The sequence below is a fragment of the Vibrio sp. 970 genome, from assembly GCF_033339075.1.
The window spans coordinates 209,836-228,740 of the sequence record NZ_JAWOTW010000009.1 but is presented as its reverse complement, the minus strand read 5'-3'; the positions used below and the strand labels follow the sequence as shown (position 1 = coordinate 228,740).

Annotated in this window: 15 protein-coding genes; 5 read left to right on the top strand and 10 right to left on the bottom strand. The window is 44.6% G+C overall.

All coding sequences use genetic code 11. The annotated features are described in order from the left end of the window. Positions 1 to 878, bottom strand: an 878-nt coding sequence (locus tag R7Q11_RS15305; RefSeq protein WP_225466553.1) for a transporter, incomplete at its 3' end; no start/stop codon positions are given. 476 nt (positions 879 to 1,354) lie between these two features. On the opposite strand from R7Q11_RS15305, the gene R7Q11_RS15300 reads away from it, so the two are divergent. Then, complete coding sequence (locus R7Q11_RS15300) at positions 1,355 to 3,037, top strand: AMP-binding protein (RefSeq protein WP_172563508.1); 1,683 nt, start codon at positions 1,355 to 1,357, stop codon at positions 3,035 to 3,037. A gap of 77 nt (positions 3,038 to 3,114) precedes the next feature. Here the strand turns inward: R7Q11_RS15300 and R7Q11_RS15295 are convergent, their stop codons facing one another. After that, positions 3,115 to 3,315, bottom strand: coding sequence for a DUF1127 domain-containing protein (locus tag R7Q11_RS15295; RefSeq protein ID WP_224721253.1), 201 nt, complete (start codon positions 3,313 to 3,315; stop codon positions 3,115 to 3,117). Between the two features lie 106 nt (positions 3,316 to 3,421). On the opposite strand from R7Q11_RS15295, the gene R7Q11_RS15290 reads away from it, so the two are divergent. After that, positions 3,422 to 4,369, top strand: coding sequence for a LysR substrate-binding domain-containing protein (locus R7Q11_RS15290; protein ID WP_005391685.1), 948 nt, complete (start codon positions 3,422 to 3,424; stop codon positions 4,367 to 4,369). A 118-nt stretch (positions 4,370 to 4,487) separates the two neighbouring features. Here the strand turns inward: R7Q11_RS15290 and fusA are convergent, their stop codons facing one another. Continuing rightward, positions 4,488 to 6,578 (bottom strand): elongation factor G, encoded by a 2,091-nt coding sequence (gene fusA, locus R7Q11_RS15285; RefSeq protein ID WP_005386444.1) that lies wholly within the window; start codon positions 6,576 to 6,578, stop codon positions 4,488 to 4,490. Between the two features lie 215 nt (positions 6,579 to 6,793). After that, positions 6,794 to 8,173 carry a DNA repair protein RadA gene (gene radA, locus R7Q11_RS15280; RefSeq protein WP_005386443.1) on the bottom strand — a complete coding sequence of 460 codons (1,380 nt, stop codon included), beginning with the start codon at positions 8,171 to 8,173 and terminating at the stop codon, positions 6,794 to 6,796. Positions 8,174 to 8,309: 136 nt separating this feature from the next. On the opposite strand from radA, the gene R7Q11_RS15275 reads away from it, so the two are divergent. Then, positions 8,310 to 10,658, top strand: coding sequence for a PilZ domain-containing protein (locus R7Q11_RS15275; protein ID WP_054576311.1), 2,349 nt, complete (start codon positions 8,310 to 8,312; stop codon positions 10,656 to 10,658). A gap of 63 nt (positions 10,659 to 10,721) precedes the next feature. Here the strand turns inward: R7Q11_RS15275 and serB are convergent, their stop codons facing one another. Continuing rightward, entirely contained in the window at positions 10,722 to 11,702 is a 981-nt protein-coding gene (gene serB / locus R7Q11_RS15270) for a phosphoserine phosphatase (protein ID WP_005380142.1), read from the bottom strand. Positions 11,703 to 11,793: 91 nt separating this feature from the next. Here serB and R7Q11_RS15265 point away from each other — a divergent pair, with 91 nt between their 5' ends. Then, positions 11,794 to 12,399 carry a YtjB family periplasmic protein gene (locus R7Q11_RS15265; RefSeq protein ID WP_005391677.1) on the top strand — a complete coding sequence of 202 codons (606 nt, stop codon included), beginning with the start codon at positions 11,794 to 11,796 and terminating at the stop codon, positions 12,397 to 12,399. A 95-nt stretch (positions 12,400 to 12,494) separates the two neighbouring features. On the opposite strand, the gene deoD is transcribed toward R7Q11_RS15265, so the two are convergent. The 4 genes from deoD to deoC form a co-directional block, all read right to left on the bottom strand. Beyond that, on the bottom strand, positions 12,495 to 13,214 hold the full coding sequence (gene deoD / locus R7Q11_RS15260; RefSeq protein ID WP_225466552.1) for a purine-nucleoside phosphorylase: 720 nt from the start codon (positions 13,212 to 13,214) through the stop codon (positions 12,495 to 12,497). 143 nt (positions 13,215 to 13,357) lie between these two features. Continuing rightward, the gene (locus R7Q11_RS15255; RefSeq protein WP_054576312.1) at positions 13,358 to 14,578 is read right to left on the bottom strand and encodes a phosphopentomutase; all 1,221 of its coding nucleotides are present in this window, start codon (positions 14,576 to 14,578) and stop codon (positions 13,358 to 13,360) included. Between the two features lie 68 nt (positions 14,579 to 14,646). Then, on the bottom strand, positions 14,647 to 15,975 hold the full coding sequence (deoA, locus tag R7Q11_RS15250; protein WP_025768209.1) for a thymidine phosphorylase: 1,329 nt from the start codon (positions 15,973 to 15,975) through the stop codon (positions 14,647 to 14,649). 97 nt (positions 15,976 to 16,072) lie between these two features. Beyond that, positions 16,073 to 16,849, bottom strand: a complete 777-nt coding sequence (deoC, locus tag R7Q11_RS15245) for a deoxyribose-phosphate aldolase (protein ID WP_005380133.1) — start codon at positions 16,847 to 16,849, stop codon at positions 16,073 to 16,075. Between the two features lie 90 nt (positions 16,850 to 16,939). Between deoC and R7Q11_RS15240 the strand changes: the two genes are divergently transcribed. Further along, positions 16,940 to 17,074 (top strand): hypothetical protein, encoded by a 135-nt coding sequence (locus R7Q11_RS15240; RefSeq protein WP_005391675.1) that lies wholly within the window; start codon positions 16,940 to 16,942, stop codon positions 17,072 to 17,074. A 358-nt stretch (positions 17,075 to 17,432) separates the two neighbouring features. Here R7Q11_RS15240 and R7Q11_RS15235 read toward each other — a convergent pair whose 3' ends face one another. Next, positions 17,433 to 18,716, bottom strand: coding sequence for a NupC/NupG family nucleoside CNT transporter (locus R7Q11_RS15235; RefSeq protein ID WP_005380131.1), 1,284 nt, complete (start codon positions 18,714 to 18,716; stop codon positions 17,433 to 17,435). Positions 18,717 to 18,905 lie beyond the last annotated feature (189 nt).

Here is an 18,905-nt window from a genome sequence, read left to right as displayed (position 1 = left end):
GTTAATGCATCTAATTGAAGCAACTTAGCATCATCTGCCGATCTGCCATTTACTTTGCTTTTTAAAATAGTTTTATGGCTAAGTCCTAAAGAGAATGAAAGATCAGGATTCACCGCAAACCCCATTCCTCCTGAAAGAGAAATAGTGTCTCCAAGTTCAACATCAGCTTTTGTGTCGCCAACTGTAACAGTATCCTCTAAGTTATAAATATAACTTAGACTAGCGAACAAGACCGCAGGATCAACAGGGTGAATAAGAGATAAATTAGGCTCAAAACTCCAAAAACCCGAACCTGTAGGGACATCACTAAATGAGTTGCTTCCATCTTCAATAGAAACATCATAAGGCGATCGTCCTGTATCCGACTTTACTCTAAGGCCACCTACCCAGTATGGCGCAGACTCAAAGTTAAACTGGTGCCTCAATGCGAACTCTACATCACCAAGCCCTCCGCCATCCACCGTTGTGTTTACTACTTCACTGTTTGAACCATCTTGAATGGGGCGCGTAGAAACTTGGTCATTACGATACACATACGGCACTCTAACTTCTAACTCTGTGGCGTTTGTTAAACCGTACCGAGCAGTTAATCCAACGGTTACTGTAGTCCTATCCGAATCACTCACTTCAATTCGCCCAACAATCAGAGTTGGTAAGACTGTATACCCAACAACAGATACTTTGTTTGAAGAGTTTTGTGTATAGCTTAAAGACGAATCAAATGACCATTTACCTTTAGGTGTGAGAACGCCTGGGCGCTCAATAACATCACCAACCGTTTGGGCACGCTGAGGAATATCATCTCCTTCAGCACCATATGCATTCCCCGCAATGAATAAACTACAAAGATAGGTACCCAGTAAAGTCTTCCGTAACATCACATCTTTCCTTTTGCTGATGATCGTACCCAAGTAATCTCAGGCAATAGCTTGAGGTGAAGCTCCTAACTTTCCAAAGTAAGATTAGTATAGCTACTTCAAAACCACGACATACCTTTAAGTTTGGCGCTTTGAAGAAATTAGGAGACATTTATACTTATCTTCAACACTAAGCCACTAGTTAATAAATAATTAGGATAGATTCTATGTTTTCGCAATATTATTAATAAAATAAATTGCTTACCTGTGCTCTTAGTATGAAGTCGGTATGACATAACAGCTGAAAAGCCTGTTCTCTTTTGCGTAGCATCAATCACATTGCTTTTTAGATCGAGTCGCTCCGACTTCAACCATAACTAACGCTATCTTCCCCACATATTTCATCAAAATGCATTCCCGTGTCGCGATTTAACATGCTAAAGTTAACAATGCGTTAACAATTATAAATACAATGAGAAGACATGGAGTCACTTAAAATGAATCAGCCGAATCTAAATAGCGCTGCTGGTTGCGCTCTCCCACCACCAAATGAAATGATCCTCAAATGGGCTCAAGAGCGTCCAAATGAGGTCTACCTAAAACAAATTATTAACCGACAGTTTGTTGAGTACACATTCTCTGATGTTGCAGATCAAGCCTTAAAACTTGTCAGCGCACTACGCTCGCTTGGTGTAAAGCCTGGCGACAAAGTTGCGTTAGTATCTAAAAACTGTGCAGAATGGTTTATTTGCGATCTTGCTATGATGCTTGGTGACTATGTCAGTGTGCCAATCTTTCCTACCGCCGGTGCAGATACCATCGAATACTGTGTGACTCATAGTGAAAGTAAAGCGATCATTGGCGGAAAACTCGATGATCCCAAAGCAACTCAGCAAGTCATTGATGCTATGCCTGAACTCATTAGCATCGCTCTACCTTATGACACGGCACCTAAGTGTAAGCACGAATACCAAGCGCTCATTGCTGATGCAGTGCCAAGTGAAGAGCGTCCGCAGCATTACGATGACAAGCTAATGTCGTTGGTGTATACCTCAGGCACATCAGGGTTACCGAAAGGCGCGATGCTAACTTACGGCGCATTCAGTTGGTCTGTTCAGCAACTGATCAATCATATTGGTATCCAAGAAAACGACCGATTGTTCTCTTATTTACCGCTCGCTCATATTACAGAGCGTGTTTATATCTTCGGTTCATCGATTATGGGTGGCGTGCCAACAGCATTTCCAGAGTCACTGGACACTTTTATCGAAGATGTGAAGATGCACCGACCAACTCTGTTTATCTCCGTCCCACGATTATGGACGCTATTCCAGCAACGTATTCAAGACAAACTTCCACAGAAGAAGCTCAATATTCTGTTGAAAATCCCATTCGTCAATTCTTTGATCAAGAAAAAGCTAGCAGATGGTCTAGGTTTAGATCAGGCTCGAGTATTAGGCTGTGGCTCTGCACCTGTCTCGCCAGCGCTGTTGGAATGGTACCACTCAGTGGGCCTTGATATCACAGAGGCTTGGGGGATGACGGAATCATTTGCCTACAGCACGCTCAACTACCCATTTAGAGCTGACAAAATTGGTAGTGTCGGTAATGCAGGGCCAGGCATTGAGTTAAAAATCGCAGCCGATGATGAAATCATGGTGCGTGGCAAAGGGCTATTTTCTGGCTACTACAAAAATGATATTGCCACCCAAGAGTCTTTTGATTCAGAGGGCTGGCTACACACAGGCGATATCGGCGCTATCGATTCAGATGGTTATCTAACGATTCAAGGCCGTAAAAAAGATAACTTCAAAACCGCCAAAGGTAAATTTGTCTCTCCGGTACCTATCGAGAAAAAGCTTTTCGAGTACAGTCGCGTAGAGATGATGTGTCTCATCGGTTTAGGGCTACCCGCTCCGATTCTTTTGGTTGTGCCACATGACTTCCCTAACTTTGATCGAGAGCGATACGCACGTACCACACGTAAAGTTATTGCCAGGATGAATCAAGAACTCGCCTCTCATGAGCAAATCAAAGGTGTGTTAATGATTAAAGAACCTTGGAGTATAGAAAATGGCGTACTGACGCCAACGCTTAAAATTAAACGTCATGTGCTCGAACAAAAGTATCATGAGATAGGCCACAATTGGCCAAAAGATGAATTGGTCGTGTGGGAATAAGACTTGTAATTTTGCTTGCACTCCTCAACACCATTGGGGAGTGCAACTTAACTTTGAGCTTGAATCAAACTCATAGACTACTCTCTCCAGAATGGCTTACTCACTTCACAACTAATCTCCCTTTCACCTAATCCAATATCGTCCCAAAGGTGCTTTGGTAACTCTCTCAAGTGACGACGTGTCTTATAGTTCCTTCTCCAAGCCGCCAGTTTAGAATAAATTAACTGTAACCCGCTCTGATGGGCAGTAGGTATAGTACGCTCACAAGTGTGTGTCATGTTTTCCATTTCAAAGATCCCTATACAATGTTGACCACTTAATAATCAGCGACTACGCTGATAACCTCAAGCGATAGAATCTGCCATAGAGTTAAGGAAAACTAATGTGAAAGATCGAATGCCTCCCTTACAAAGCTTGTATTACTTTTTCGTTGCAGCAAAGGAAGGAAGCTTTAAAACGGCAGCAAAAGAACTGTTTGTTACGCCAGCGGCCATTAGTCAGCAAATTCGTCATTTAGAAGAGTTCTTAGGCACGGACCTATTTGTTCGTCAGCACAGAAAAATCGTGCTCACACCAGAGGGAGAGCTACTGTTTAGTCAGGCAGAAAGAGGGTTTGCTCATTTGCAGCAAGGGGTAAGATTAGTCAATCAAGATCCAAACCCGAACCACCTTTCGATATCAACACTCCCCTCTTTCGCTCATCATTGGTTAGTCCCGAAAATTACGGCTTTTCGTCAGCGTCACCCTGATATCGCCTTGCTATTAGAACCAACCAATGATTTGGTGTCTTTTCAAGATAGCCAGATAGATTTATGTGTTCGTTACGGTTTAGGAAAGTACCCCAATTTAGAATCACAATGGCTAATGGACGAAGCTTTTTATCCAGCTTGTCATCCGGTGTACCAGAAAGAGCACGGGATCTATAACATCGAGGATTTAAGCAAAGCTGAGCTGATTGAAGATGTTTGGCCTGATCTTGATTGGAATATGTGGTTAGCAACCTTGGGTCACTGCGCAGCAAAGCCTACCTTAAAATACAGTGGATCACATCTCGTGCTTGAGGCTGCACTATCACTTCAAGGCGTGGCATTAGTAAAACACAGTTTAGCTCATCAATATTTTCGTTCTGGCAAATTGGTCCGAATTGGAGATATCGCTATCAAGCCCAACTTTGCGTATTACTTGTGTGCGCCAAAAGGCTACTTAAAAAGACCTAAAGCTCAATTGTTTGCGCAATGGTTGAAGGAAGAAATAGAAATATTTGAAAAGTCAGTGGTACCAGACTTTAGGACCATTGACCTAAAAGGCAACAGTACTAGAACGGCATCATAACAATCGTCAAAACAAACGCTAAATAGGAATAAAACAAACACGCTCTGCGTATAAGACTGCTAAATACAAAAAGCCCCGCACTAAGCGGGGCTTTCAAGTTATAGAGTTAACTTAAGAATTACTTCTTAGCGTTACGCTCTTTAACGTCAGCAATTACTTGCTCTGCAACGTTTGTTGGACATGGTGCGTAGTGTGAGAACTCCATAGAGAACTGACCACGACCAGAAGTCATAGTACGTAGAGTACCGATGTAACCAAACATTTCTGATAGAGGTACATCACCCTTGATACGTACGCCAGTAGACGCTGCTTGTTGGTCTTTGATCATACCACGACGACGGTTAAGGTCACCGATTACGTCACCAACGTGATCTTCTGGAGTGAACACGTCAACTTTCATGATTGGCTCAAGAAGTTGCGCGCCAGCTTTAGGCATAGACTGACGGAATGCACCTTTCGCTGCGATTTCGTAAGCGATAGCTGAAGAGTCAACTGCGTGGAAACCACCGTCGAATAGTTCAACTTCAACGTCTAGAGTAGGGAAGCCAGCTAGAACACCGTGCTCCATCATTGACGCAAAGCCTTTCTCAACTGCAGGCCAGAATTCTTTAGGTACGTTACCACCAACAACTGTTGATTTGAACGTGAAGCCAGAGTTTGGCTCACCTGGTTTGATGCGGTAGTCGATCTTACCGAACTGACCAGAACCACCAGACTGTTTCTTGTGCGTGTAGCTATCTTCGATTGCTTGAGTGATAGTTTCACGGTAAGCAACCTGTGGAGCACCAACTTCTAGCTCAACGCCGTAAGTACGCTTAAGGATATCTACCTTGATGTCTAGGTGAAGTTCACCCATACCTTTCAGGATAGTTTCGCCTGAATCTTCATCAGTCTCAACTTGGAATGATGGATCTTCTGCAACCATTTTACCGATCGCGATGCCCATCTTCTCAGAACCGCCTTTATCTTTAGGCTTAACTGCGATAGAGATTACTGGATCTGGGAAGATCATTGGCTCAAGAGTACATTCGTGCTTAGGATCACATAGAGTGTGACCAGTTTGAACGTTCTTCATACCAACTACAGCGATGATGTCACCAGCTTGTGCTGAATCGATCTCGTTACGCTCGTCCGCGTGCATCTCAACCATACGGCCGATACGCTCTGTTTTACCAGTTGCAGAGTTAAGGATTGTGTCACCTTTCTTCATCTTACCAGAGTAGATGCGGATAAAGGTTAGAGCACCGAAGCGGTCATCCATGATCTTAAATGCAAGAGCACGTAGTGGCTCGTCTGCAGATACAGTCGCAACTTCACCAGTTGGCTCACCAGTCTCTGAATCAGTTAGAGGCTGTGGATCAACTTCTGTTGGAGATGGTAGGTAATCAATTACCGCGTCAAGAATAAGTTGGATACCTTTGTTCTTGTACGCTGAACCACAGTAAGTTGGGAAGAATGCTAGATCACGAGTACCTTTACGGATACAACGTTTGATGTCTTCTAGAGATGGCTCTTCGCCTTCTTCTAGGTAAGCCATCATTAGATCTTCGTCTTGCTCTAGAGCAGTTTCGATTAGCATTTCACGGTATTCAGCAGCTTTTTCTACCATGTCTGCTGGAATATCTTGAACTTCGTAGTTCTCTGGTTGGCCAGACTCATCCCATACGTAAGCTTGTTGGCTTAGTACGTCTACAACACCTACGAAATCTTCTTCGATACCGATAGGTAGAGTCATAACTAGAGGTGTAGCACCTAGTACGTTCTGTACTTGATCTACAACTTTGTAGAAATCTGCGCCCATACGGTCTAGTTTGTTAACGAAGATCAGACGTGATACGTGTGATTCGTCAGCGTAACGCCAGTTAGTTTCTGACTGAGGCTCAACACCACCAGAACCACAGAATACACCGATACCACCGTCAAGTACTTTTAGAGAACGGTAAACTTCGATAGTGAAGTCAACGTGTCCAGGAGTATCGATGATGTTTAGACGGTGATCGTTCCAGAAACAAGTTGTTGCTGCAGACTGGATTGTGATACCACGCTCAGCTTCCTGCTCCATGAAGTCAGTAGTAGTTGAACCGTCGTGAGTGTCACCGATCTTATGGATCTTACCAGTTAGCTTTAGGATACGCTCTGTAGAGGTAGTTTTACCCGCGTCTACGTGAGCAAAAATACCAATGTTTCTGTATTTTGATAAATCAGTCATTGTCTTACTCTGTTAATAAGGTATAAAGTGCGCGCAGAGTATATCACATTCTGTCAATACTGATACCCTTGCGTGCGGATGGAAGAAAAAAAATTTTAACGTGAAATTTCCGTCCCCAAAGCATAGTCAAACACAGCAATTTATGTACTTTATTCGCATTTTATTGAGGACGGATAGAACAGTTTGTGATTGCACAAATACCATTCTTATGAGCATTACAGCTCGTCAAAAGCCTCTATAGCTTCCGACAATTTCTTAACGCCGTGAATTTGCATGCCAGGGATGCCACCTTTCGGCATGTTGGCTGCTGGCACGATGGCTTTCTTGAAACCATGTTTGAACGCTTCATTCAAACGCTCTTGCCCACTTGGCACTGGACGGATTTCGCCCGCAAGCCCTACCTCACCAAAAATCACCACATCTTTAGGGAGTGGACGGTCACGAAAACTCGATAAAAGCGCCATAACTAAAGCAAGATCAGCGCTCGTCTCCGTCACCTTAACACCGCCAACCACATTAACAAAGACATCTTGGTCTGCCATTTGTAAGCCACCATGCTTATGCAACACCGCGAGCAAAAGTGATAGGCGGTTCTGCTCCAAGCCGACCGCAACACGACGAGGGTTGGCTAACTGCGAGTAATCCACCAGCGCTTGAATCTCTACTAGCAGAGGGCGCGTGCCTTCCCAAACCACCATGACGGAAGAGCCTGATGTTTCTTCTTCACCACGAGAAAGGAAGATCGCTGATGGGTTACTCACTTCTTTCAATCCTTGGCCTGTCATTGCAAAGACACCAAGCTCATTCACAGCGCCAAAACGGTTTTTATGACTACGCAAAGTGCGGAATCGGCTATCCGTTCCACCATCGAGTAGTACCGAACAGTCGATAATGTGTTCAAGAACTTTGGGGCCCGCAAGGGTACCATCTTTTGTTACGTGACCAACAATAAATACCGCAACATTATTCTGTTTTGCGTATCGTGTCAGAGCCGTCGCAGATTCACGTACCTGAGCAACACTGCCAGGCGACGATTGAACATCAGAAACGTGCATCACCTGAATCGAGTCTATTACCATTATACGAGGCTGCTCTTTTTCGGCGATTTGGCAAATTTTGTCGACGTTCGTTTCCGATAGCATTTTTAAATGATCTTTCGGCAAGCCCAATCGGGAAGCACGCATTGCCACCTGCTGTAACGACTCTTCACCGGTTACGTAAAGCGTTGGCATTTGCGCAGATAAACTACACATGGTTTGCAACAGAAGGGTTGATTTACCTGCACCAGGGTTACCACCAATCAAAATTGCGGCACCTGGCACAACACCACCACCCAAGACGCGGTCAAGCTCTTTAAACCCACTGGTGAAGCGAGGTACTTCTTGCAGATCAATTTCGGATAGCGTTTGAACCGTTGCTTCTGTTGCGGAACCAGCGTAGCCGCTTAAGCGTTCATTGCGAGCAACGGTTGGCGATGCAGCGATACGTACTTCTGTTATCGTATTCCATGCACCACATGCGTTACACTGCCCCTGCCAACGGGGAAAGTCCGCGCCACAATCATTACAAACATACGCTCGTTTTGCTTTCGCCATGATGCCTCAATTTTTTCTACAAATGTGACTAAGCACAGCCAAGTCAGACCTGAACTGAAATGAACTATTGATATACTTAAGTATTACTTCGCTTAGCCGATACAATTTAAAGTAACGACATACTCTAACAGAAATAATGCAGCAATCTGAAATTCTCTCGCTCGCAGAACGACTCATTCCCGTTTACGGTACGAATGACTTTGACTTTGTCCTTGGCCAACTGACCGAGGAAGAGCCGCCTTCGGCCAAAATTTTGGTTAAAATGGAACTTAACCGCTTAATGGCTCCATGCAAAAAAAGCATTGATTTGCGAGGTCGCGTTCAAGGCGAATGTCGCGAGTATATTTTGGATGGCATTCCACATTGGTTGGATGATGTTGCTTTCAACGCTTACCATAAAAACATCAAAAAGTTTGGCTGCTACACGGAAGGAATGTGGGAAGCATTGGTCAACACGCGAAATAACTTTCGCGTAATGAGCAAGCGCCTTACTCAGCAAAAAACGCAATCGTTAACGGATCCTAAAAGCCCGTTCTTAGCAGAACCCGTTCACCTAGGCTACGATTTAAAGCGCCAAGAAAAACGCTTGAAAGTCCAATCTCAAGTTGAAATTTGCCGTTCTAAAGGACAGCTTCTTCATGGATTAAGCATTGATTTATCTAGCTCTGGCGCAAAGTTCAAAGTCCCTAGTGCATTTAAATATAACCTTGGGGAAATTATTCAGGTCACGTTTACTGAATTTGCCAGCAAATCTAACGTTGCAGGTATAGAGAAACCGCTTGCATACCGCATACTCGCGGTTGATGACTGTTACGAAAATGACTCAGTTCGATACCTCAGAACCATACGCTTAACTGACACCAATGTCGTCACCAGAGTGATAGATGAAGCGCTCAACAGTGCTGCTAAAAGGGCTCGTCACGACAATCAAGACAAGATTATTCGAGCTCGAACTCGCGGTTATGAGCACATCGCACTAAAGCACACCAGCAGCTTGCCTCTATTCTTTGATGGTAGTGACCTAAAATTAGCAATGTTAACGCCAAACAATCAAAAGCTTTGGCAATACTGGCACGATGAGAGAAACCAGCAAATGTTTGGTTCCTTATTCAACGAGCAACGCATCGCGTCACTCATTAAGCCTGGTGTGAAAGGAACAACCAATGTCCTTTATTCATTTACTCACGAGCACGAGAATCGAACCTATTTCTATTCGATGTTTCGCCCTGAAGCAACTCGCGAACAGCGCCAGCTATTTTGGCATTTAGGTGGCAAACGAGAGAGTTGGCGCGCCTTTAGAATTTCAATCTTTGAACTATCTGAGCAAGAACAGGAAGACCTAGCAGCTTTCTCTCCAGAGTTAGCAGAAACGTCTCAATCACTGACTCATATTGGTATTTTGCAAGAAATTGCTGACGAAAAATCAGGGCAGGATTACCTGCTAACTGAAAAGCCGCGCTTACCCGCTAATACGTTAAACGCGTTTCGTCATCCGAGAAGAGTTATCGGCAATCCAAAGGGCATTTATTTTGATGCAAAGTCTCGTCGAAAAGAGCCTCGTTATCGTTTTAAAACACCTTTAGAGTTGTACTCAGGACAAACTAAAACAGGCGGCTGTACTGTTGACCTTTCCAAACGAGGACTCGGAATTAGGCTAAGTGAGCCTACGATGTTACGTTCTGGGCAAGAGGTAAGAATCAACTTTCGAGAATTACAACTCTACGATAAAAAATTGCCGTTAATGTCGGTGCCATACCGAGTAATTCGTGTAAGCCCAGACGGTTGTAGCGTGCAGCTAGTTATTGATGAAAGCAGCCAAACCATGAAGGTAATCGCTTTTTTCAACAGCATTATCGAGCACAATCAAGACAAGCTAATCCCGCAAAAAGAGACGCTACCAAGTAATGCTCTACTTGAAAGGCTGCACTGCATGTTGCTCTCGCGTACGCTGAGCACGCCCATTTTTATCAGTAAGAGTACGTCACCTTCAATCAAAACCCCCGTTATCGGGGTGAACTTGCCGCTACCTAAACACATTGAGCTTTTTGCCCGTCTTGGGCATGACCAACTGTTGTCACTTGAACCTATCTTTAAAGGCCGGACAAGCACATTAATCGCAGAGCCAATAAAACGTGTAGAAGGTGCTCAAGCCAGACATCAGGATATCTACATAAGCGCCGCAAAAGTAGGCAATAAAATTACAAGCATTGAGTCAAAGCTTCATCAAGAGTTCAACAGCGTAAAAGAGCGGATTCAATTTATAAAGAAAGCGCGAATGATGGGTGACTTTTACGTGATTCGCCTTTCTACTGCGCCAATTTTCGATCCGATGACATCATTACTGCAACAAGATTTAAGTGACTTAACCCAATTTGGCGTACATCAAGCGAGCAAGTTAGAAAAAGAGTTAACAGCGCTCGTTGGTTACAGTGAATTTGAAGACATTACTGAAGAGGTTGTAATTAGATTGGAGTTAACCGAGTAAATTCAAAGTCATACCAAATTGAAAAAAAACACCGCCTTTCTGGCGGTGTTTTTGAATGGATGGTTAAGGTTTAGCTTTCCAGCTGACCTTTTGCTGCTTCACCAATGCGCCAGATAAAATACAGAGCACACCGCCCAACCCTGCAAAGCGAATCGCTGATTGCGCTTGAGCTTCCACTTTTGGTTTTGCGTGATACGCAATCCCTAATCCTGCCACCGACATCATCACAAGATCATTAGCGCCATCACCGACAGCAACCGTGTTGTGCTGCTCAATTTCATATTCATCCGCCAGTTCCACTAGAATGTCAGACTTCATCTGCGCCGTTACCACATCGCCAAGTACTTTACCCGTGAGTTTGCCGTCAATAATTTCTAATTGATTGGAGCGAGCAAAGTCTAAGTCGACTTTATCTTTGATGTAATCAGAGAAGTAAGTAAAACCACCGGAGGCAATCGCTGTTTTCCAGCCCAAGGCTTTCAACGTCGCAATTAGCGCTTCAAAGTCCGGCATGAATGGTAACTGGGAACGAACTTGTTCAAGAATTGATTCATCGGCACCTTTGAGCTTACCAACTCGCTGACGTAAACTTTGCTCAAAATCCAGCTCACCTTGCATGGCACGTTCAGTGACTTCAGCGACCTCATCCCCTACTCCTGCCAGTTTCGCGATTTCATCAATACACTCTATCTGGATCGCCGTTGAATCCATATCAAATACAATCAACCCTTGGGTTGATAGATCGGGCACTTCATTAAGCGAGGCGTAATCTAGGTTGAGACTTTGTAAGATCGTTTCATGTTGAGGAGTCAACTCTCCGGCCATCAGGGCTACTTCATATTGGCCAACTTTCCACGTTTCTAGTATTGGGTTGTAAAAGCCGGTGAAGAAATCAATGTCTTCGAAGTGACTTGGCGAAAGGTACTCAGCAAATACGATCCAGTTTGCTTTTGCTTTATCTAATTGGGAGGCAAATCGAGTCTCGGGTAATCGTTTTAAAAGTGTCGTATGTTTTCTGATAGGCAAGCTTTTTGACGCGTCCATGTATATAATCCCTTATGACTTTGCTAAAACGTTACCTCAACAAACTAAAAAGGCAAGTCTTTGTTTTATTTTAAATGGATGAGTAAAGAGCATGAGTGAATCTTTGTTCTCAGTAAGGAATGCCCTAAGAATTCTGGCACTAATCCTACTGTGTGTGATGTTGTTTATCACAATAAAAAACAGTGTTGTGATCAGTAAGGGTAATGAGAAAATTCAAGCACAACAGCTTGAAACGCTCACCAAAGTTTTGATTTCACAGGCGTCTCTTTCTGCCAGTGAGATGATTTTAACTAAAGATCAAGAACGATTACTTCAGCTAACAAACCAGCTAGCACAAGACCGTTTAGTGTTTGATGCAACAATCTACGATGCACAGGGTGTACGTTTAGCGTCTAGTGAAGAGGCATTATCGGTACGCGAAGTTCTTGGCCTGGATACGCCTTTGGCAACAGCTTCCATTGGTCGCCAGCAGTTGGTTGAACCAGTTTTTGCAGATGGTGCGCTTATCGGTTTTGTTCGCGTGACCTTTGAGACGGGCCGGGTGACGGCTATTTCTGACCACCACTATCGCAAGAGCGATCGTTATATGTACATGATGGTCTTAATGAGCTTTGTCTGTGGTATGTTGTTCATCTTGATTTTACGTCGACAACCGATACGTCGTAAAAAAGCGCCAAACCTGCTGCTAACCAAGTAACTAGGTAGCGCTAACAACTCATATAAAAACAGCCCGCAATGTGTGGGCTGTTTTTTTAGCTCTTGAGAGCGAAAAATAGAATGACTCTTCGTCGCTTACTCTTCGTCACCAAGCAATACTGAATCTAGTGCGATTAGCATCATGTCGTTGAATGTCATTTGACGCTCGTCAGATGTAGTCTGTTCGCCAGTCTTGATATGATCAGAAACCGTACAGATTGTCAGAGCTTTTGCACCGTATTCTGCCGCAACACCGTAAATACCAGCCGCTTCCATTTCAACACCAACAATGCCGTACTTGTCCATTACATCGAACATTTCTGGATCTGGCGTGTAGAAAAGCTCTGCTGAGAATAGGTTACCAACTTTAACGTCAATACCGCGAGCTTTTGCAGCGTCTTCTGCCGCACGAACCATGTTGTAGTCTGCGATTGCCGCGAAGTCATGACCTTTAAAGCGGATACGGTTCACTTTAGAGTCAGTACATGCACCCATGCCGATCACAACATCACGCACTTTGATGTCTTCATTCACTGCGCCACAGCTGCCAACACGGATGATTTTCTTCACGCCGAAGTCTTTGATTAGTTCAGTCGCGTAAATCGAGCATGATGGGATACCCATACCATGGCCCATGACCGAGATCTTACGGCCTTTGTATGTGCCTGTGTAACCAAACATATTACGAACGTCACACACTTGAACGACATCTTCAAGGAAAGTCTCTGCGATGTATTTTGCACGTAGTGGATCGCCAGGCATCAGTACGACGTCTGCAAATGCACCCATTTCAGCATTGATATGTGGAGTTGCCATTTTCTTTTCCTTAACCTTTCTCTAGCGCTCCGCGCTTAAGGCGATATAAGCCAGAGTATTCTCATTTCCGACAAGCAGCATTTACATACTGCAAACATAAAACTAGGAGCAATCAAGCTCCTAGTTTTCAAAAACCTAACTAATTATAGGAAGTTCTTACCGTAATCCATTGGAGAAGTACCGAAGTAACTTGCCAATGTTTGACCGATATCTGCGAATGTTTCGCGGCGGCCAAGAGAACCAGCTGGTACTTTTTGACCATAAACCAATACTGGGATGTGCTCACGAGTATGGTCAGTACCTGGCCATGTTGGGTCACAGCCGTGGTCTGCCGTTAGGATAAGCACATCGTCTTCTTCCATAATCTCTAGCACTTCATTGATACGACCATCGAAGTACTCAAGTGCCGCTGCGTAACCCGCTACGTCACGACGGTGACCGTAAGCTGAGTCGAAGTCTACAAAGTTAGTGAATACGATCGTGTTGTCGCCCGCTTCTTTGATTTGCTCTAGCGTTGCTTCGAACAATGCAGGGATACCTGTCGCTTTCACTTTCTTAGTGATGCCGCAGTTTGCGTAGATATCAGCAATCTTACCAATAGAAACCACGTTGCCTTGCTTCTCTTCAACAAGTTTCTGTAGAACCGTTGCTGATGGTGGCTCAACAGAAAGGTCACGACGGTTACCTGTACGCTCAAATTGACCTTTACCAGCACCAACGAATGGGCGCGCGATAACACGACCAATGTTGTAATCTTCTAGCTCTTCACGTGCGATTTGGCAAAGCTCTAGTAGACGGTCTAGACCGAAAGTCTCTTCGTGACATGCGATTTGGAATACAGAGTCAGCAGACGTGTAGAAGATTGGTTTGCCAGTCTTCATGTGCTCTTCACCAAGATCGTCAAGAACTTGAGTACCAGACGCGTGACAGTTACCTAGGAAACCGTCAAGACCTGCACGCTCAAGAATGCGGTCAGTCAATTCTTTCGGGAAGCTGTTTGCTTTGTCAGTGAAGTAACCCCAGTCAAACAGAACAGGAACACCTGCGATTTCCCAGTGACCAGACGGCGTGTCTTTACCTGAAGAAAGCTCTGCTGCATGACCGTATGCACCAATGATTTCAGCGTCTGCGTCTAGTCCAGGTGCGAAGCGACCTGTCGATTCTTTATGCGCCATTGCCAAACCAAGTTTCGATAGATTTGGAAGGCGAAGTGCACCTTGGCGATTGTCGTTATCTGCTAAGCCTTTGTCACATTGGTCAGCGATGTGACCTAGTGTGTCTGAACCTACATCACCAAATTCTTTAGCATCGGCAGTTGCACCGATACCGAATGAGTCTAGTACTAAAATAAATGCTCTTTTCATTGCTCGTTCCTTAGGCCCACTCGGCTTTTTATTATGGTTGAGTAGGCCTTGTGTAATTACTTGTTCTATTAGATATCTTCTGCACGAATTTGGCGGTAAACCTCTGGAGTTGGTGTGTATTCACCACCTACTTTGATTGCACTGCGCAGTGCTTTTGCCGCTTCTTCCCATTGCTCTTCAGTGCGAGCGTGGATGACCGCAAGAGGTTTATCACTGTCTGCGACCTCACCTAGGCGGATGAACTCGTCGAAACCAACTGCGTAGTCGATTTCATCAGTAGCAACACGACGACCACCACCCATAGCAACCACAGCCATGCCGATAGCACGTGTATCCATTGCAGAGACAATGCCCGTTTCTGTTGCGTAAACTGGCTTAATGATTGCTGCTTTTTCTAAGTAGTTGTCGTAGTTTTCTACGAAGTCCGCAGGGCCGCCTAAACCGGCAACCATCTTGCCGAAGCACTCAGCCGCTTTGCCGTTATCCAGCACTTCCATCAGTTTTGCGCGTGCGTCTTCTGTGTTCTCAGCAAGCTTGCCAAGTACTAACATTTCAGCACATGAAGCCATGGTCACTTCAAGTAGACGAGGATTACGGTATTCACCCGTTAAGAAACGAACCGCTTCACGAACTTCCACTGCGTTACCCGCTGAAGACGCCAATACTTGGTTCATGTCCGTAAGAATTGCCGTAGTTTTAGTGCCAGCACCGTTTGCTACCGCAACGATTGATTTTGCTAGCTCTTCAGACGCTTCGTAAGTTGGCATAAATGCACCTGAACCCACTTTTACGTCCATCACTAGCGATTCCAGACCCGCCGCCAGTTTCTTAGAAAGGATCGACGCCGTAATCAGGGAGATATTGTCTACCGTTGCGGTAATATCACGAGTCGCGTAAACACGCTTATCCGCAGGAGCAAGGTCACCAGTTTGACCGATGATCGCCACACCAGCGTCTTTGGTTACTTGACCAAAAACATCGTTGCTCGGCGTAATGTTGTAACCAGGGATAGATTCAAGTTTATCCAGCGTACCGCCTGTATGACCAAGACCGCGGCCAGAGATCATAGGTACGAAACCGCCACACGCTGCCACCATTGGGCCAAGCATTAAAGAAGTTACGTCACCCACACCACCGGTTGAGTGTTTGTCGACAATTGGACCACCGAAGTTCATGTGGCTCCAGTCGATAACCATGCCCGAATCACGCATCGCACACGTTAAGGCGATGCGCTCATCCATGGTCATTTCATTAAAGAAAATCGTCATAGCAAACGCCGCAATCTGACCTTCAGATACCGTGTTGTTCGCTACGCCTTGAATAAAGAAGTTGATTTCGTCGGCGGTTAGGACTTCGCCGTCACGTTTTTTACGAATGATTTCTTGTGGTAAATACATTAGTGCCTCCCAAGCTCTTTTGAGCCATGGTTGTAGTAGGATAGAAGAGGTGTGGTAGCACCCGTTTAGGTGCTACCGTTCAGACGTATTATTGAAATTAGTACGCTGTTGGATCAGCGACGTCGTCCGATACTTCTAATGTATTTAGTAGGTTGGTTAGCAGGCTAGACGCACCAAAACGGTAGTGACGAGCATCAACCCAGTTGTCACCTAGGATTTCGTCAGCCATTGCTAGGTATGCTGCTGCGTCTTCAGCAGTGCGCACACCACCTGCTGGTTTGAAACCAACAGTTTCTGCAACCCCCATGTCGCGAATAACTTCAAGCATCATGCGAGCGTATTCTGGTGTTGCGTTTACTGGCACTTTACCAGTTGAAGTTTTAATGAAGTCAGCACCTGCTTCAATACAGATTTGAGATGCTTTCTTGATTAGTGCTTCTTCTTTTAGTTCACCTGTTTCGATGATCACTTTAAGAAGAATGTCACCACAAGCTTCTTTACATTGCTTAACTAGTTCGAAGCCTACTTTCTCATCACCCGCCATTAGCGCTCGGTAAGGAAAAACTACGTCAACTTCGTCTGCACCGTAAGCAACCGCCGCTTTTGTTTCAGCAACTGCGATTTCAATGTCGTCGTTACCATGTGGGAAGTTCGTTACTGTTGCAATACGAACCTCTGGCGTACCTTGCTCACGAAGTGTCTTCTTAGCAATAGGAATAAAGCGAGGGTAAATACAAATTGCAGCTGTGTTGCCTACTGCTGTTTTCGCGTCATGACATAGTGAGATCACTTTTGCATCAGTGTCATCGTCATTCAACGTAGTTAGGTCCATAAGTTTAAGTGCACGTAGCGCTGCTGCTTTTAAATCGCTCATTTCTATCTCCGATCAATATTCAAAAAATTCACTACTCAGCCTTACATCACGTCTTTAACTATAATCAACAAGTCGAGACAATGTGAGTAAATGGCTAAACAGTCTATTAATGAACGGACTTGGTTCCCTGAAGACTCGGCATATACAGCGAAAATTTATCATATGCCAATTGCTATCCTTGTCACCGCACAGTACCAGTTTGGCCTATGGCACAACAATCTATGATTGCGGTGTCTTTAATATCACATCACAAAGCAAAACGCCTATTAGATCTGATATTGCAGGGCAATTCATTTGCCCATCGATTATGTAATATTCATTACGTGATTAAGAATCAAGCTTAACCACTATCCTGTGATTAATACATTATAGAGTTTCACCGCAAAACTGTAGCACCAAATAGAGCGCAAACGGTTTGTATCTCAAAATTTCCTAGCCCCTATTCCATTGACTGCGTAATACCTCGACTAAGGCAAACACCCGATGAAATTTTGGAGCCCGAAAAACGAAAAATGCCCCGCAGCAATCTCTTGCTACAGGGCATGATGTAAAACGGCGTCTATATATTAAGAACCGATTCTAATTATAGTGCTGCAAGGCTTAAGCAGAAGCCTGCAATTGTCGCTGCCATAAGGTTAGACAACGTACCTGCAAGAACTGCTTTAACACCCATGCGAGCGATGTCACTACGACGGTTTGGTGCAAGGCTACCTAGACCACCAAGTAGAATCGCGATAGAAGAAAGGTTCGCGAAACCACATAGTGCGAATGAGATGATAGCTGTTGTCTTCTCAGACATTACTTCACCAGTTGCCGCGATTACTTGAGCGTTTTCACCTAGATATGGTGTGAAGTTCAAGTAAGCAACGAATTCGTTCACTACGATTTTCTGACCGATGAATGAACCAGCTGTTACAGCTTCTGCCCATGGAACACCGATTAGGAATGCTAGTGGAGAAAACGCGTAACCTAGGATTAGCTCTAGTGTTAGTTCTGGCATGCCGAACCAACCACCGATGCCACCTAGCATACCGTTGATTAGCGCGATTAGACCAACGAATGCGATTAGCATTGCACCTACGTTAAGCGCAAGTTGTAGACCAGAAGCCGCACCGCCCGCAGCTGCGTCGATTACGTTAACTGGTTTGTCGTCACCGCCGTCCATCGCTTCTTCGATACTTTCGTGAGGCTGGTCAGTCTCTGGGTGAAGGATTTTAGCGAACAGTAGACCACCTGGTGCTGCCATGAATGATGCCGCAACTAGGTACTCTAGTGGAACACCCATAGATGCGTAACCAGCTAGTACACCACCAGCAACAGAAGCTAGACCACCACACATTACCGCGAATAGCTCTGATTGAGTCATTTTTGGAACGAATGGGCGAACAACTAGAGGTGCCTCAGTTTGACCTACGAAAATGTTAGCTGCCGCTGACATTGATTCCGCACGAGAAGTGCCTAGCGCTTTTTGTAGTGCGCCACCAAGAATCTTGATAACCCATTGCATAACGCCAATGTAGTAAAGAACTGAAATCAGTGCAGAGAAGAAGATCAGTGTAGGAAGAACACGGAATGCGAAGATGAAACCGCCGCCGCCGAATACTTCGAACATCTTGTCAGAAACAAGACCACCGAACAGGAATGATGAACCATCGTTACCGTAGTTGATAACGTTAGAAACACCTGAAGAGAAACCGTTTAGTAGATCACGGCCCCAAGGTACATACAGAACAAATGCACCTAATGCGAATTGGATAGCGAATGCGCCACCCACAGTTCTAAAGTTGATAGCTTTTCGGTTGTTAGAAAATGCCACTGCAATCGCAAGAAGCACTACCATACCGATTAGGCTCATAAACAGGCTCATAGTTTATGACTTCCTTATAAGTTATTTATTGGCGTGTTACAAAATGGAGCTATAAAGCGGGGGCAATTATACTCATGCAGAATCAATTAAAGTAATGCCAGCCTCACACTTTCCTATAAGATTCATGATTGATTCAACCAGCTTTGTGAGTTAATTCACAATAAGCAGGAAAACGTTTTCGATTTCAAA

Bases quoted from the DNA above. Each gene is read 5' to 3' on its own strand.
- R7Q11_RS15240 (WP_005391675.1), top strand. From the start codon at position 16,940: ATGGCTAAACAGTCTATTAATGAACGGACTTGGTTCCCTGAAGACTCG.
- serB (WP_005380142.1), bottom strand. From the start codon at position 11,702: ATGGACGCGTCAAAAAGCTTGCCTATCAGAAAACATACGACACTTTTA.
- radA (WP_005386443.1), bottom strand. From the start codon at position 8,173: ATGGCGAAAGCAAAACGAGCGTATGTTTGTAATGATTGTGGCGCGGAC.
- R7Q11_RS15235 (WP_005380131.1), bottom strand. From the start codon at position 18,716: ATGAGCCTGTTTATGAGCCTAATCGGTATGGTAGTGCTTCTTGCGATT.
- R7Q11_RS15295 (WP_224721253.1), bottom strand. From the start codon at position 3,315: ATGACACACACTTGTGAGCGTACTATACCTACTGCCCATCAGAGCGGG.
- R7Q11_RS15275 (WP_054576311.1), top strand. From the start codon at position 8,310: ATGCAGCAATCTGAAATTCTCTCGCTCGCAGAACGACTCATTCCCGTT.
- deoD (WP_225466552.1), bottom strand. From the start codon at position 13,214: ATGGCAACTCCACATATCAATGCTGAAATGGGTGCATTTGCAGACGTC.
- R7Q11_RS15255 (WP_054576312.1), bottom strand. From the start codon at position 14,578: ATGAAAAGAGCATTTATTTTAGTACTAGACTCATTCGGTATCGGTGCA.
- deoA (WP_025768209.1), bottom strand. From the start codon at position 15,975: ATGTATTTACCACAAGAAATCATTCGTAAAAAACGTGACGGCGAAGTC.
- deoC (WP_005380133.1), bottom strand. From the start codon at position 16,849: ATGAGCGATTTAAAAGCAGCAGCGCTACGTGCACTTAAACTTATGGAC.
- R7Q11_RS15300 (WP_172563508.1), top strand. From the start codon at position 1,355: ATGAATCAGCCGAATCTAAATAGCGCTGCTGGTTGCGCTCTCCCACCA.
- fusA (WP_005386444.1), bottom strand. From the start codon at position 6,578: ATGACTGATTTATCAAAATACAGAAACATTGGTATTTTTGCTCACGTA.
- R7Q11_RS15265 (WP_005391677.1), top strand. From the start codon at position 11,794: ATGAGTGAATCTTTGTTCTCAGTAAGGAATGCCCTAAGAATTCTGGCA.